Source organism: Ruegeria sp. HKCCD7255 (genome assembly GCF_013031565.1).
Classification (GTDB): Bacteria; Pseudomonadota; Alphaproteobacteria; order Rhodobacterales; family Rhodobacteraceae; genus Ruegeria.
Window position 1 is genome coordinate 1 of record NZ_WQAG01000012.1, and the last position, 14,188, is coordinate 14,188.

At 54.0% G+C, this 14,188-nt stretch carries 15 protein-coding genes; 12 read left to right on the top strand and 3 right to left on the bottom strand.

The window, feature by feature from the left end:
- The first annotated feature begins 140 nt into the window (after positions 1-140).
- Both GOX45_RS17920 and GOX45_RS17925 read left to right on the top strand, forming a co-directional pair.
- Positions 141-608 (top strand): lytic transglycosylase domain-containing protein, encoded by a 468-nt coding sequence (locus tag GOX45_RS17920; protein WP_171210380.1) that lies wholly within the window; start codon positions 141-143, stop codon positions 606-608.
- Positions 609-785: 177 nt separating this feature from the next.
- On the top strand, positions 786-1,526 hold the full coding sequence (locus GOX45_RS17925) for an alpha/beta hydrolase family protein (RefSeq protein WP_256415721.1): 741 nt from the start codon (positions 786-788) through the stop codon (positions 1,524-1,526).
- Positions 1,527-1,641: 115 nt separating this feature from the next.
- Here the strand turns inward: GOX45_RS17925 and budA are convergent, their stop codons facing one another.
- A complete protein-coding gene (gene budA, locus GOX45_RS17930) occupies positions 1,642-2,436 on the bottom strand; it encodes an acetolactate decarboxylase (protein ID WP_171102650.1) in 795 nt (264 codons plus the stop codon).
- 684 nt (positions 2,437-3,120) lie between these two features.
- Entirely contained in the window at positions 3,121-3,867 is a 747-nt protein-coding gene (locus GOX45_RS17935; RefSeq protein WP_171102652.1) for a sulfite exporter TauE/SafE family protein, read from the bottom strand.
- A 264-nt stretch (positions 3,868-4,131) separates the two neighbouring features.
- On the opposite strand from GOX45_RS17935, the gene GOX45_RS17940 reads away from it, so the two are divergent.
- On the top strand, positions 4,132-4,974 hold the full coding sequence (locus tag GOX45_RS17940) for a nitroreductase family protein (protein ID WP_171102654.1): 843 nt from the start codon (positions 4,132-4,134) through the stop codon (positions 4,972-4,974).
- A gap of 43 nt (positions 4,975-5,017) precedes the next feature.
- Entirely contained in the window at positions 5,018-5,461 is a 444-nt protein-coding gene (locus tag GOX45_RS17945; RefSeq protein WP_171102657.1) for a hypothetical protein, read from the top strand.
- A gap of 96 nt (positions 5,462-5,557) precedes the next feature.
- Here GOX45_RS17945 and GOX45_RS17950 read toward each other — a convergent pair whose 3' ends face one another.
- The gene (locus GOX45_RS17950) at positions 5,558-6,439 is read right to left on the bottom strand and encodes a LysR family transcriptional regulator (RefSeq protein WP_171102930.1); all 882 of its coding nucleotides are present in this window, start codon (positions 6,437-6,439) and stop codon (positions 5,558-5,560) included.
- A 242-nt stretch (positions 6,440-6,681) separates the two neighbouring features.
- On the opposite strand from GOX45_RS17950, the gene GOX45_RS17955 reads away from it, so the two are divergent.
- The 8 genes from GOX45_RS17955 to GOX45_RS17990 all read left to right on the top strand — a co-directional run bounded on the left by GOX45_RS17955 (position 6,682) and on the right by GOX45_RS17990 (position 14,024).
- Complete coding sequence (locus tag GOX45_RS17955; protein WP_254446071.1) at positions 6,682-8,136, top strand: NAD-dependent succinate-semialdehyde dehydrogenase; 1,455 nt, start codon at positions 6,682-6,684, stop codon at positions 8,134-8,136.
- 69 nt (positions 8,137-8,205) lie between these two features.
- Positions 8,206-9,240: a zinc-binding dehydrogenase gene (locus tag GOX45_RS17960; protein WP_171102659.1), complete on the top strand. Its 1,035-nt coding sequence runs from the start codon at positions 8,206-8,208 to the stop codon at positions 9,238-9,240.
- Entirely contained in the window at positions 9,237-9,950 is a 714-nt protein-coding gene (locus GOX45_RS17965; protein WP_171102661.1) for a succinate dehydrogenase/fumarate reductase iron-sulfur subunit, read from the top strand. The genes GOX45_RS17960 and GOX45_RS17965 overlap by 4 nt, the downstream gene beginning before the upstream one ends.
- A complete protein-coding gene (locus GOX45_RS17970) occupies positions 9,950-10,297 on the top strand; it encodes a succinate dehydrogenase (RefSeq protein WP_171102663.1) in 348 nt (115 codons plus the stop codon). Before GOX45_RS17965 ends, GOX45_RS17970 begins: the two co-directional genes overlap by 1 nt.
- A complete protein-coding gene (locus tag GOX45_RS17975; protein ID WP_171102664.1) occupies positions 10,294-10,647 on the top strand; it encodes a succinate dehydrogenase in 354 nt (117 codons plus the stop codon). The genes GOX45_RS17970 and GOX45_RS17975 overlap by 4 nt, the downstream gene beginning before the upstream one ends.
- A gap of 1 nt (position 10,648) precedes the next feature.
- Positions 10,649-12,406, top strand: coding sequence for an L-aspartate oxidase (locus GOX45_RS17980; protein WP_171102666.1), 1,758 nt, complete (start codon positions 10,649-10,651; stop codon positions 12,404-12,406).
- Positions 12,403-13,359, top strand: a complete 957-nt coding sequence (locus tag GOX45_RS17985; RefSeq protein WP_171102668.1) for a fumarate hydratase — start codon at positions 12,403-12,405, stop codon at positions 13,357-13,359. Before GOX45_RS17980 ends, GOX45_RS17985 begins: the two co-directional genes overlap by 4 nt.
- On the top strand, positions 13,356-14,024 hold the full coding sequence (locus tag GOX45_RS17990) for a fumarate hydratase C-terminal domain-containing protein (RefSeq protein ID WP_171102670.1): 669 nt from the start codon (positions 13,356-13,358) through the stop codon (positions 14,022-14,024). The genes GOX45_RS17985 and GOX45_RS17990 overlap by 4 nt, the downstream gene beginning before the upstream one ends.
- The last annotated feature ends 164 nt before the right edge of the window (positions 14,025-14,188 follow it).

Here is a 14,188-nt window from a genome sequence, read left to right on the forward strand (position 1 = left end):
TACTTCAAAATTTAGTTTGCTAAGGTCGCTGCTATCATAATGCTGGAATGAAAAAAGCCGCTCAGCAATACCCAAGGATATTGAATATCAATCGCGGTTGAGCACTGATAATGCTCATAGTTAGTGGGATGAGAATTTTGATGCGATATACAGCCGTTCTTGCCGCGCTATTTCTAGCCGCTTGCGGCAATGAACCCGCAGAGCCAATAACCCGTCTTTATCCCGGCGAGACGCCCGAGCTGCGCCTGATGATCAACGAAACCGCAGACGCAAACGAAGTGCCGCGTAGCCTTGTACACCGAGTGATCCAGCGAGAAAGCGACTATCGCCCCCATGCCCGCAACGGTCCCTATTACGGATTGATGCAGATTTTGCCGGCGACAGCGCGCCAAATGGGGTTTCGCGGAGAGGCTTCCGACCTTTTGGACGCGCAAACCAACCTGACATACGCCGTGAAATACTTGCGCGGCGCCTGGATGGTTTCAGATGGAAGTGAGCCCGAAGCGGTCATGTGGTATGCCCGTGGCTATTACTACGAAGCCCGAAACAGATGCATGCTTGTCGCCACGGGACTTAGAGATACTGAGGTCCGAAAATACTGCGGCTGACGTCTTTCCCACAGGAGTTGCACAAGTCTTCCGATAAACTGCAAAAAGCCTTCTTCAAACAAAGTAGCTTGTACAACGGAGCCATGTTGTTGCGCGTTCGGCCAAGTTCAGGAGATTGACATTTGTGCCGAAAACTCAAACCAATTTAAAGAGTTCCGCGACAATCGGCCGAGTATTTTGTTCGTTGCGGGATTCGGCGACAATGGGAGCATGTTCGATGGATTGGCTGAGACACATCTTGCCATCAGCCATCGTTTGTTGCCCATCAATCTTCCAGGATTTGGTGCTCAGTCCCTGGCTGGGAGAACAACTCTCGAAGCCCTGGCAAAATATGTAAAAAATGAAGCAATAAAGTATGAGGCAGAGATTATTGTCGCCCATTCGGTCGCTTCAATCATAGCTTCCTTGGCCGCCGGCAGGGCTGACTGCCCTTTGACCACCATCGTTTCGGTGGAAGGAAATATTACCGCCGCAGATGCCTATTTTTCCGGGACAGCCGCTGACTACAGTGACCCGGCAGAATTTCGCGGAGCGTTTCTAATGCGGCTGGATGAAATGGCGAAATCCGCACCAATCATAAGAAGATATCGCGACGAAGTCTCAAAGGCCGATCCTGTAGCGCTTTGGCAGCTCGGCATCGACGCCCGGAAGTTTTCAACACACCGCGTACCTGGTGAAGTTTTGCAACGTGCAGCAAATGTTACCTACCTTTATAACCCCGACGATTGCCGCGAAGGCACTGTCCGTTGGTTAGAAGAAAACAAGATAAACCGGATCGTCTTGGAAAACGCCACACATTGGCCGAGCATTGATCAGCCAGAAATGCTCGCGAAAAAATCGCTGAGGCGATCAAAGAAGCCTAAAGTGGCCACAAATTGGAGTCGTTTGAAAGCCTGGTTAGGTATTTCGGAATTTTAAACCTCAGTAATGAAGCTTCTTTTCTAGTTGTCACTACCGTCTCAGCGAAGTCAGAGCACTTACGGCTTTCTTTGCTGCGGAATATTGCGCATTCATTCGGGGCACTCAAAGGTGTCTAGCTCTCGTTGCTTTCTGCTTTCAGGATACCGTCTGCCGAAGCGCCTGCGGTCAGATTGGCGTCAGAAAAGGATCTGGTTTCCGGAAGTTCAAGGTGAAGTGAAGACGTATGGTCAATTTCCAATCGGCCGCCGGAAAGAGTGTAATCCAGTACATGCCCACCTTTACTCAAGTCGCTCGAAATAAAATGAAGGTGATAACCGGGCACACCGATGCCCACCGCATAGTCCGGGCACCGAAATCCCAGAATTGTACCGTCCACGTCGCTAAGCTCAAATTCTGCCTGAGTTTTCACGACTTCAAGCAGAGGTCTATAGGGTTTGTGCTGACGCAGGACATTTCTATATTTGATATGTTTGATGCGCCCAGTAAATCGAACGGCGTAAAATAGGTTCTTCGCTTCTGCTAGCCCGTCCAGTCGACCTTCAAAGGAGTGTTTGTCTGTTGTCTCATCCAGCGAAAGCGACACTGCGGGTTCGAAATTGATGACAGCAGCATAAGGGGTCATGGCTGTGTCACTTGCAACGGTTGCTTTTCCTTCACAATCCAGTCGGTACGCTATGCCGTTTTTTACTATCATATCGCCGTCGAGCGCATTGAACGTGCCGAGGCCAAAGTCTCCGTGTTTCAGCAAATCGCCAATAGTCACGGTTCCGTCGTAAACACCCTGCATTACAGCGCTCAGCAGCGACGCCTGATAGTACTCGTGCGCATGTTCATTCGGTTCAAATCGCTGTTCATTGCTATGGCTGGAGGCAGCGGTTGCAAAGGTGAACTCTGTGTCATTGGGCATGAATTTCCACCACTTGGTGTTTCTGGACATTTTTTGGAATTTGGGTTGGAAGCACGCACAGTATCTCGCTCTCAATACGATCAGGCAACAGCTAAGGCCAGGCTAGTTTCCGCGAGCCTTCAATTGGTTTGTGAAGAACCTCGTGAATGACTGCCTCCACTCAGGTTGCGAACCTGCACGCCCGCTTATACAAACCGCGAAGAATGAGTTTGAATGTCCGGTTCGGGCTGACTGCGGTCCTTTGGAGTTAGAATGCGGATGGCCGCAAAGTCCGCAGAGCGGTCATTGCGACGGAACGCAGCAAACGACCGCTTCGAGCCCAAAGTGGAACTGTTAAGTCTGAGCTGCGTGCTCCTGCAGCAAGAATCTTACTGCAGAAGCAAAGCTGCTTATGCTGCCTTGCAACAATCAAACCAGTCATTTGTTCAAGCCATACTCAAAGCCGGGTCAACAACTGACAGCAAGGTTTGGACGTCTCATGGGGAATGCGATAGCGTGCATCTCTGTCTGGTTACTCAAGAGGAGCGCCTTGGCTGTTACGGTTCTGACGGTGGTGCTCGCAGCATAAGTTAGAATCATGGGGTCTCGTTGCTTCAGCAATTCCGATTCTTGCTATTTATTGACCTTTTTGACCTGGTCGACCGACGTAAGATGCAGTGCTGCGTGCGGTGATTCGGCTGCGCACTACCCCCAGAGAGTGCCCAACAACAAATTTACCCCCAGCAACGAAAATGCGCCTAAGAGAAAGCCTTTGAAGGTTTCGGGATTTGCCCCATAACGCAACCGTTCACCTGCGGAAAACCCAATCAGGGTCGGAACCAGCAAGAAGACCGAGACTGCCAGATCCGCTGGCGAACTGTGCCCGACAGCTATGAACATCGCCAAAACGGACACACTACCAGCCGTGATTAAGAAACCGAGTGCCTGAACAAATGCATCACGCTCCAGTCGGAGACCGGTCAGGTACATAGCCAATGGTGGTGCCCATGCGGCAGTCAACCCACCAACCAGCCCGGCAACCACAGCGCTGATCACTTCGAACAGGCGCACACTGCTTGACGGGATCGGAGGCACCATGTCACGCCAGCTGAAAAAGCAAAACGCCAGTACAAATACACCTAGCACAGCGCGCAAAAACCGATCTGGAGTAGATTGACTGAACCAGACGGTTCCAGCGACGCATAGGATCAAAACGGCAGCGTAGCGCCAATGCCGTTTCGCGCATCCGATCATGTCAGGTCCACGCCAGAACTGCCAGACGTTGCTCAGCAACATTGGGATCAGGATCAATGTGACGGCAGATCTTGCGTCTAGCTGAAACGTTAACAGAACCAGCGCGACTGTCGGCATTCCTAGCCCCACGAAACCTTTCACCGCGCCTGCCAGCAGCAGGACGGCGCTGGCAAACGCGATCAGGGAAAAGTCATGCATTGCTGCTTCGATTTACTTCATCTGCCCGCCGCGGCTTTCGCGGCAAAGCTTGAGAGCCGCAGGTTTCGTCTTATCCTAGCCCGGCGATAAACTTTCGGCAATGCTTGCGGGTTTATGTGCGAACAGGCGATTGCCGTTCATGACTGAATAGAAACGACGCGGAGCATGTGCCGTTGGAACATCTTGCAGTTGCTAAACAAGCAAAAAAACCGTTCAGCTTCTGAGTGTACATTAAGAAACAAGCAGCTAAAGAGAAGGACCAGCATGTCGAAGGCACCCCAATCGGACTTGCAGCGCGCCCTCGCGGCGCGTTTTAGAGATGCACCTTCACAAATTGAAAGCACCGCACAATCGGACCTTTTGTATTCCATGGCGGCCCGTGGGTCTTGTCGTGCATTCATGGATAAGCCAATCCCATCCGATTGGGTCCGCACCATCGCTGCGATCGCCCTATCGGCGCCTACAAAGAGCGATCTGCAACAGTGTGATATCATCTTGCTGGAATCTGAAGATATCCAAAGACGTCTTGCATCACTTGTGTCTGGTCAGCCTTGGGTCGCGGATGCGCCGATGATTGCCGTTATTTGTGGCAACAACCGTCGCCAAAGGTTGCTGCACGAATGGCATGGTGTCCCCTTCGCAAACGAACATCTTGACGCGTTTTTCAATGCAACGGGGGATGCAGCAATTACGCTGGGCGCTTTCGTGACAGCGGCGGAAGTGCTTGGACTCGGCTGCTGCCCGATCAGCGCTGTGCGAAATAGGGCTGCAGCGGTCTCTGACCTGCTTGATCTGCCGGACCATGTTTTTCCGTTTGCAGGCCTCGCATTTGGTTTTCCCGCGCAAACGCCAAAGATCTCTAAGCGGCTGCCACTACAGGTCACATGTCACGTCGACCATTATAGGGAGGTCAATTTGAAAGAGGCAATTATGCAATACGATGAAGAGCGCGCGACGTCGCAGCCTTATGAAAAACAGAGATTTCCAAAGAAATTTTCGGACAGCGAAAGGTATTGCTGGTCTGAAGACAAAGTTCGACAGTATAGCGAGCCCGAACGTGCTGACTTTGGTAACTACGTTCGGTCATGCGGCTTCGAGCTTAATTGATTTGTACGATAGGATGCTAAGCACTTCAGGACGCGGAGGGTTGATGTCAGAAGTCGTAACACACGAGCCAGAGAACGTCCTTTGCCAACAATTCACAATGGGCGAACAAATTCCTTCACAGTGGGCTTTGGAGGAATACATTTCGAAGACTGTGGTGCAGCACGGTTGGCATTTGATTCCCGGGATTCGCAACAAGGTTTGCTTTGACGCTTACGGGTACCGAGCTATCACAACACTTGCAAGGTCAGAACACGAAACTGAATTACTGTCGGCCGAAACCATTTTTTCTCCGTTGCCCAATAAAGGAGCTCGGTGGGTTGACGTAGGACTGATCCTGATCTGCTGCGTTCTGGTCTTCATTCTGCCGGAGTGGTGCTTGGGTGCCATAATGGTCGCCGCAATCGTTTATGTTGCAGCTCCTATTTTCCTTCGCAACAGATATGCGAAGGCAGAAATCAGAAAATTTGTGATGTCGCTAATGGACTGAAGCAAATACCTTCTCGGGTTCACTACCGTGATATTTTTTCATCAGGTCAAAGTGAGACGGCTCTTGAAATAAGATACTTTGTTTATTTCGCGATTGTCACTTTTGCGATATCTCAATGGCATGCATGAGCGCCTCGAATAACTCGTCGAGAACCCGCTTTTTGACTTGGTTGTCTCTGTAAACAAGGCCGAGCGTTCTTATTGGCGCACCCGGGCCGAGGCCAATGCGCATTACTGGGACGGCATCAAACGGCTTGACCGCAAGATCAGGGACGATGGATACGCCAAGGCGGGCGTGTACCATCGATACAATCGCTTCCGGGCTATCCAATTCCATTGTCTCAGCCACCTGAATACGTTTCGAGAGAAGCCAATTGTCTATTAGTGTCCCTGCAACAGCATTCCTATCGTATCGAATAAATGGTCTGGATTTCAAAAGAACCACCGGGTCCACTTCTGTTTCGTCGATGGATGCGATCAGTTGCATTGGCTCTTGCGCCAGTTCTCGAAAGGTGAGACCGGCAGGCATCAAGTTTGGTTTGACAACAATTGCAGCGTCCAGGCCTCCTCGTTCAATCTCTGTTAGCAAGGCGCCTGTCAGCCCAGGGCGAATGTGAAGCCCAATCTCAGGCCACTTGGATTTCAAGGCTGCCATCGCCTTTGGCGTTAGCCCTGTCAGTGTCGTACGCAGAGTTCCAAGAGTGATAATGCCTTTGAGGCCGCCGTCTTCTAAGGCGGACGGTACTAGATTGTCATACGCATCGACTAGCGTTCGGGCCTTTGCAACGATCAGATGCGCCGCTGGGGTAAGCTTTGGCGTGCGCGTGCTCCGATCAAACAGTTCAATGTCCAGCTGGGCCTCAAGTGCCTGCATTTGCTGACTGATCGCAGCATGGGTCACGTGAATGACATTCGCGGCTTCACCAAATGTTCTGGTGTCTGCAATAGCAACTAGCGTTCGGAGTTGCCGGATCGTCATGTCCAATCCTTTCACCTATTGGGTCGATTTTTCAGCCAATGTAGGGCCGCTTGAGGCCTTAGATTCGCACGAGCTAATGACTGTCTCTAAAACGACCGCATGGTATTTTGAAAGCTTTACTAAATTTTATTTAAATATTTTTTCGCTTATTTACAGATTGTCTTACTGTTAATCAGGGTCACTATCGTGGCTTTTCGGCTGTGTCCGGTGCGCTTTTGAAAGCTTGTTTAGAGGGAAATTCCATGAGTGATTATGGTGACATGTTGCAACAGGCCAACTTGATCGGCGGCGCTTGGAGCGGATCGGAAAACGGTGAGACCATTTCGGTGACGAACCCGGCAACTGGTACAGTCATCGGACATGTGCCTAGTTGCGGCACAAGCGAGACCAATCGCGCGATTGCGGCAGCGACGGAAGCGTTCGACGGCTGGTCAACCAGCAATCTGTCTTTCCGTGTTGGTCTGCTGCATAAGTTGCACGACGCTGTGATGGACAACCAGGAAACCCTGGCGCAGCTGCTGACAGCAGAGCAAGGCAAGCCGCTTGCCGAGGCGCGTGGCGAAATAGCCATCGGCGCGGCCTATGTGCGTTGGTTTGCTGAAGAGGTGCGGCGCGCTAAAGGCGAGATTGTGCCGTCTCCGACCGCCGATCGCAAACTCATGGTGACACGCCATCCTGTGGGCGTTGTGGGTGCAATCACACCGTGGAATTTTCCGTCTTCCATGTTGGCGCGAAAGCTGGCACCCGCGCTTGCCGCAGGATGCACGATAGTTGCAAAACCAGCGACGGCTACGCCTTTTTCTGGTCTTGCCTGGGGCAAGCTGTGCCAGGATGTCGGTTTTCCTGACGGTGTCGTCAGCATCCTGACCGGCTCCGCCCGAGAAATCGCCGGAGCCATGATGGCCAGCCCTGATGTGCGCAAGGTCACCTTTACCGGGTCAACAGACGTTGGCAAAGTGTTGATCCGCCAATCTGCAGACACGGTCAAGAAAGTGTCGATGGAGCTAGGGGGCAATGCACCGTTCATCGTTTTTGACGATGCAGATATTGATGCGGCTATCAAAGGGGCAATGATCGCGAAGTATCGCAACATGGGCCAGACCTGCGTGTGCACGAACCGCTTCTACGTACAGGCAGGTATTCACGACGCCTTTGTCGCGCGGCTAAAGCAGGCGTCCGAAGAATTGGTTGTCGGGGATGGCGCGCAGGATGGTGTCGCACAAGGGCCGATGATCGACATGGCTGGCGTCGAGAAAGTGGAAGATATGATCGCGGATGCGACTTCCAAGGGTGGCAAAATCGTCTCTGGTGGCAAAAGGCACGAGATAGGCGGCACCTTTTTTGAACCAACAGTGATCATCGCTGCAAACGCCGACATGAAATGCGCAACCGAAGAGATCTTTGGCCCGCTTTCCGTTGTCTTCAAGTTCGAGACCGAAGAAGAAGCTATTGAAGCCGCTAACGCCACGGAGTTCGGCCTTGCAGCTTACGCCTACACCAAATCGCTCGGGCGCACTTTTCGGCTAAATGATGGGCTTCAGTATGGGTTGATCGGGATCAACTCCGGCCTGATCACGACCGTCGAAGCTCCGTTCGGAGGAATCAAGGAAAGCGGTATGGGCAAGGAAGGCGGTAGTCAGGGTTTGGAGGATTACCTGTCTGTCAAATACATGTGCGTTGCCGGTTTGGACGCCTGACAAGAAACCACCGCGTCCCGAGAGGACAGAGCCGCAGAGAGCTTGGCTCAACAAATAAGGGAATGAACGATGCGCGCCGCTGTTGTCAGAGACTTCAATGAAGATCTTTCCATTGAAACGGTAGAGGACCCAAGCTGCCCCGAGAACGGCGTTGTTCTCGAAGTGGCTGCCTGCGGGGTGTGTCGTTCTGATTTTCATGGATGGGTAGGCGGTCATCCCAAAGTCACCAGTGGTTCAATACTAGGGCATGAATACTGCGGAACAGTGGTCGAGGCAGGCGCGCTGGCCAAACACAAGATCGGCGACAAACTGATCGCCCCGTTCATTTTGGGCTGTGGTGATTGCCTTGCGTGTAAGACGGGTCACTCGAACACCTGTGAAAGTGCTATTGTCCCCGGTTTTGGCGCGCCGGGCGCCTACGCAGAATTTGTTGCCGTTCCGTTTGACCACAATCTGGTTCACTTGCCTGAAACAATGCCAGAAGCACTGGCCGCTGGTCTTGGCTGTCGGGTCACAACCGCGTGGCACGCATTGACTGATCGCGCTAATGTGCGGGCAGGTGAATGGGTCGCCGTACATGGCACGGGCGGCATTGGCCTGTCGGCTTTGCTTCTGGCCAAAATGCTGGGGGCGCGGGTTGTTGTCGTCGATGTCGTTCAGGAAAAGCTGGATCATGCGCTGACGCTGGGCGCAGATGCAACCGTGAACGCAGCGACAGAGAATGTTCCGGACGCCATCCGCGAGATCACCAAGGGCGGTGCGCAGGTTTCACTTGAGGCGCTTGGCATTGCGCAGACGACGAACGCATCTGTTGAATGTCTCGCCACCCTTGGTCGGCACGTGCATGTGGGCATGCCCGCCGGTGATGGCATGATGGAGGTTAACATGCGTGCCATCTATTCCAAACAATTGGCCTTTTTCGGGACCCGCGGCATGCCTGCATGGAAATACCCGTCTTTGTTGGAGATGATCGAACGGGGCGACGTGGATCTTACCCCCATGTTGGATCGCGAAGTCACCCTATCTGGGGCAAGTGCTGAATTGCGCTCGATGAAGGGCCCGACGCGTCCCGGAACAGCAGTGATTACGGATTTCTCCAAATGACGGCAGAGGTTCTGAAAGTCACCATTCAGCGCGATGCAGACCGCGTCGAAATTTTCGATGTGCCCGCCTATGAGAACCAGACTGTATTGGATGTAGTGTCCTGGGTGCAGCAAAACGCGGACCCGACCTTGAGTTATCGGTTTGCATGTCGTGTCGGCATGTGCGGCAGCTGTGCGATGATGGTCAACGGTGTCCCGCGCTGGACTTGTCGCACACACATCTCCAAGGTTGTTGATGGCAATGCGGTGATGATCGGACCGTTGCGCAACTTGCCCGTCATCAAGGATCTGGCCGTTGATATGGATCCGTTTTTTGACAAATGGGTTGCCGCCGAAGGTGTGCATCACGGCGCTCTCACACGAGATGACGAGATTGCCCCGGTGGATGAGACAAGCGCCACGAGGGTTGAAGCGAATGCCGGAATTGAATGCATCAATTGTTCTGTGTGTTACGCCGCTTGTGACACAGTTGCGAGCAACCCCGACTACCTCGGTCCGGCTGCTTTACAGCGGGCCTGGACACTACTGAACGATGCGAAGGACGAAGGGAGCGTCGCGATTTTGGATGCTGTTTCCGGCAGTGGTGGATGTCACAACTGTCACTCGATGGGATCATGCACGATGTATTGTCCGAATGAGCTGGACCCAATGTCAGCTATCGCGGGGCTGAAACGAGAAACCACAAAAAACTTCTTCAAGAAGGGGCGCTGATGCTGAGTTTGCGGCTTTACATGTTTCAACGGCTAAGCGCGCTGCTGATGGCCCCTTTTGTGGTCGGGCATCTGGCGGTGATGATCTATGCCATTCAGGGTGGGTTGAGTGCCGCCGAGATTTTGGGGCGTACCCAAGGGTCTGTGCTCTGGTTTCTGTTCTATGGCATCTTCGTAGTCGCGGTTTCCATCCATGGCGCCATTGGCTTGCGTGCTATCGCGTTCGAATGGGGCGGATTGAAAGGCGCTGCGTTGGAAGGGTTTATGTGGCTTGTTGGACTGGGTTTGTTCGCGCTTGGCGCGCGCGCCGTTTGGGCGGTGACTTTTGCGCAAGGAGTGGGCGTATGAAGGCGGCAAAAGGCATCACATCCCGCGCGCATCCCCTGTGGCTTGCCTATATCCTGCACCGCCTGTCCGGGCTCGCGCTGGCCTTGTTCCTGCCCCTACATTTCTGGGTGCTGGCCATGGCGATGACAGACCCCGTTAGGCTGGACGGCTTCCTTCATCTCACCGAAGCGGCCGCGGTGAAGATCGCCGAGTTTGGTCTCGTTTTCCTTCTGGCTATTCACATGTTTGGTGGTTTGCGTTTGATAGCGATGGAATGGCTGCCGTGGACCGCACCCCAAAAGACACTAGCGGCAGGTGCAACGGCGGGATCTTTTTGCATTGCGATTCTCTTTTTAATGAAAGCGATTTGACATGAAAGTTTCTGACATTGAACGCCACGACACCGACATTCTTATCCTCGGCACCGGAGGCGCTGGCTTGTTCGCTGCACTTCACGCCCAGCAGACGGCACCAGAGGGGACGAAAATCACCATCGCGGTGAAGGGCTTGATCGGAAAATGCGGCTGCACTCGAATGGTTCAGGGCGGGTACAACGTGGCCCTTGGGGGCGGCGATACGGTTGAACGGCACTTCATGGACACGATCAACGGCGGCAAATGGCTGCCCAATCAGGACATGGCATGGCGCTTGTGTGAGCAGGCCGTGGTCCGCATTCGCGAGTTGGAAAACGAGGTCGGGTGTTTCTTTGACCGCAACGCGGACGGGTCGCTACACCAAAAGGCATTTGCCGGACAAACGGCGGACCGGACGGTTCACAAGGGTGATCTGACGGGGATCGAGATCATCAATCGGCTGATGGAAAAGGTCCTCGCCTCCGGTGTTGAGAAACTGCAAGAACACCGCGCGGTGGGTCTGATCCCGACCAAAGACAGCCGTGCGATGGCGGGCGTTCTGATGATCGACATGCGGACTGGCAAGTTCCGTCTGGTGCGTGCCAAAACGGTGATGATGGGCACGGGCGGCGGGCCGACCATGTACAAATACCACACTCCATCCGGTGACAAGACCATGGATGGTCTGGCCATGGCTTTGCGTGCGGGGCTAACTTTGCGGGACATGGAAATGGTGCAATTTCACCCAACAGGGCTGCTTGCCGGGGATCATACCCGCATGACCGGCACCGTTCTGGAAGAAGGCCTGCGCGGCGCTGGCGGACAGCTCATCAGCCACAATGGTCAGCGGTTCATGTTCGATTATGACGACAGAGGCGAACGAGCCACCCGTGATGTGGTCAGTAGGGGTATCTATGCCGAGATGCGCAAGAACAACAACCCCGAACAAGAGGGCGTATTCATCTCAATGGCACATCTTGGGCCGGATAATGTGCGTAGGAAGTTTAAAGGCATGGTAAACCGCTGCGCTGACAGCGGCTTCGATCTGGCCGCCGGTAAGGTCGAAGTTGTGCCAACGGCGCATTACTTCATGGGCGGCGTCGTCGTCGATGTCGACACGCGCACAGAGATGGAGGGTCTCTATGTCGCCGGCGAGGACGCCGGCGGCGCCCATGGGTCCAACCGCTTAGGCGGGAATGGTGTGGCCAATTCCACCGTCTATGGTGGTATCGCAGGCGACACGATGGGGCGCGATGTGGCAGGCATGAGCCTACGTGACCCAGACGAAGATGTGCTGGCGGCAGAGTTCGAACGCGCCATCTATCCGCTGAGCCGCAAGCCGGATCTTGTCCTACCGCTGCGAAAGCAGTTGCAGAATATCATGTGGGACGACGTGGGTGTCATGCGCACCGAGGCTGGCATGAAGCGCGGGTTGAAAGGGATAGCAAGCGTTTCTGAGGCCTTGATGGATGTAGGTGTTGAGGACAGTAATCTTGCGTTTAACCTGACCTGGCATGACTGGCTCAATCTGCGTTCACTGTGCGATGTATCCGAGGTCATTGCCAAAGCCGGGATTGCTCGTGAAAACTCCCGCGGTGCGCATTTCCGTGAAGACTATCCAGAGCCTGGTGCGATGGAAGACAGCGCATTTACGGTCGCAACACTGCAAAACGGCAAGGTGGCCGTGAACAATGAACCCGTTCAATTCACCATCGTGCGCCCGGGCGAGACTGTCTTGCCCGAAGGTGCGCCTGAAACATTGGTTGCAGCACAATGATACCCATAAACCTGATCCAATCCACCGCCGAAACCCTGATGGACAAGGCCGCTATTGAAATCCCGCAAGACTACCTTGATGGCTTACAAGAGGCCGCTAGGACAGAAGACGGCGATCTGTCGTCATTTGTTCTCAAGGCGATGCTGGAAAATTACGAGGCCGCCAAGGAAGACCGCCGCGCGATGTGCGGCGATACTGGTGTGCCGCGCTGGTTCGTCAAGATGGGCAACGAAGCGCAGGTTGAAGGCGGTATGGTCGCACTTGAAGCCGCTCTGCGCCGAGCAACGGCGAATGCCACCAACGGTGTTCCGCTACGCCCGAACCGAGTGCATCCATTGTGGCGGACGGATCACAACAACAACGTGGGCATCGGCGCGCCGGAGATCGAATATGGCTATGAGCCCGAGGGCGCATGGGTAGATCTGATCACCGTCCACAAGGGCGGGCTTTTTGGTTCGGATTACCGGATGCTGTTCCCGTCTGACGGTATTCAGGGGATCAAGCGTTTCTACCTCGACAGCCTTATGGCTTTCGGCAAACGCGGCCTTGCCTGCCAGCCTGCCATCATCGGCATCGGGTTGGGGGGATCCAAGGATATCTGCATGACACTGGGCAAACGCGCCTCGACGTTGCGGATCGTCGGATCGCATAACAGTGATCCAGAAATCGCCAAGATGGAGGATGAATTCAAAGAACTTGGTAACTCTATCGGTATGGGTGCCATGGGGTTTGTCGGCAAGAACATGGTAATCGATTGTAATATCGAAGTTGGGTATTGCCACACGGGCGGAATGCCCATGTCGGTGCATGCGTTCTGCCTAAGCTCGCGCCGCGCCGTCGCCCGCATCCACGCGGACGGGAAAGTCGAACATCGCACGGACCCAGACTGGTTCACCGACTATCAGCGTCGTGAAACCATTGACTGGGAACCTGTGCGGGAGGCAGCAGAATGAGCGCACCACGTGAAATCATCCTGTCCACCACCCCCACCGACGAAGAAATCGCAGATCTGCGCCTGGGCGATGTCGTCTACCTTGATGGCCTGATGTACACAGCTCGAGAAGGTGTCTATATGCGCGCGTTAGAGGATAAGGCGAATATCCCGATGGAATTGCCCTCCCAATCCGCCGCCAACTTCCACTGCTCACCCGCCGCTCGAATCAACCCGGATGGGTCTTTTGACATGGGCGCTGTGACGGCGACGGCATCTTTCCGCTTTGCCAAATGGTTGCCTGAATGGATGGCCAAGACCGGGGCAAAGTTGATCGTTGGCAAGGGCGGCATGACATCGAAGGACTACAAAGAATACTTCGTGCCTAATGGCGCAGTCTACCTGTCGACCGTCGGATACGGCACGGGTGCGCTTCTTGGGCGCGGTGTTGAGAATGTGGAGGCTGTGCACTGGAACGAGGAACTGGGCCTCGCGCAGGCGATGTGGGTTCTTAAATGCAATCGCATGGGCCCCTTCATCGTCGCCTCCGACATGTACGGCGACTGTCTTTTTGAACGGGAAAACGCAAAAATCGCTAAGAACTTAGCACGGCTCTACGAAGGCACCAGGCCTGCAACCCTTAAACGCTACGGCGAAAGTGATGACCGCACAGATGAGGTCATTTGAAGGTATGCCTATCGATGCGCACAAAGATGAGGTCGCACCGGAATCGGAGTGCCTCATACCATTGTTTATCCTAGTGACATTGGCGAAATCAGATCGACCGATGTCCGTGGCTGACATAGGTAAATCCTTGGATGTAGAGACAGCGATGCTGTAACCGCATTTCG

Bases quoted from the DNA above. Each gene is read 5' to 3' on its own strand.
- GOX45_RS17920 (WP_171210380.1), top strand. From the start codon at position 141: ATGCGATATACAGCCGTTCTTGCCGCGCTATTTCTAGCCGCTTGCGGC.
- budA (WP_171102650.1), bottom strand. From the start codon at position 2,436: ATGCCCAATGACACAGAGTTCACCTTTGCAACCGCTGCCTCCAGCCAT.
- GOX45_RS17935 (WP_171102652.1), bottom strand. From the start codon at position 3,867: ATGCATGACTTTTCCCTGATCGCGTTTGCCAGCGCCGTCCTGCTGCTG.
- GOX45_RS17940 (WP_171102654.1), top strand. From the start codon at position 4,132: ATGTCGAAGGCACCCCAATCGGACTTGCAGCGCGCCCTCGCGGCGCGT.
- GOX45_RS17945 (WP_171102657.1), top strand. From the start codon at position 5,018: ATGTCAGAAGTCGTAACACACGAGCCAGAGAACGTCCTTTGCCAACAA.
- GOX45_RS17950 (WP_171102930.1), bottom strand. From the start codon at position 6,439: ATGACGATCCGGCAACTCCGAACGCTAGTTGCTATTGCAGACACCAGA.
- GOX45_RS17955 (WP_254446071.1), top strand. From the start codon at position 6,682: ATGAGTGATTATGGTGACATGTTGCAACAGGCCAACTTGATCGGCGGC.
- GOX45_RS17960 (WP_171102659.1), top strand. From the start codon at position 8,206: ATGCGCGCCGCTGTTGTCAGAGACTTCAATGAAGATCTTTCCATTGAA.
- GOX45_RS17965 (WP_171102661.1), top strand. From the start codon at position 9,237: ATGACGGCAGAGGTTCTGAAAGTCACCATTCAGCGCGATGCAGACCGC.
- GOX45_RS17970 (WP_171102663.1), top strand. From the start codon at position 9,950: ATGCTGAGTTTGCGGCTTTACATGTTTCAACGGCTAAGCGCGCTGCTG.
- GOX45_RS17975 (WP_171102664.1), top strand. From the start codon at position 10,294: ATGAAGGCGGCAAAAGGCATCACATCCCGCGCGCATCCCCTGTGGCTT.
- GOX45_RS17980 (WP_171102666.1), top strand. From the start codon at position 10,649: ATGAAAGTTTCTGACATTGAACGCCACGACACCGACATTCTTATCCTC.
- GOX45_RS17985 (WP_171102668.1), top strand. From the start codon at position 12,403: ATGATACCCATAAACCTGATCCAATCCACCGCCGAAACCCTGATGGAC.
- GOX45_RS17990 (WP_171102670.1), top strand. From the start codon at position 13,356: ATGAGCGCACCACGTGAAATCATCCTGTCCACCACCCCCACCGACGAA.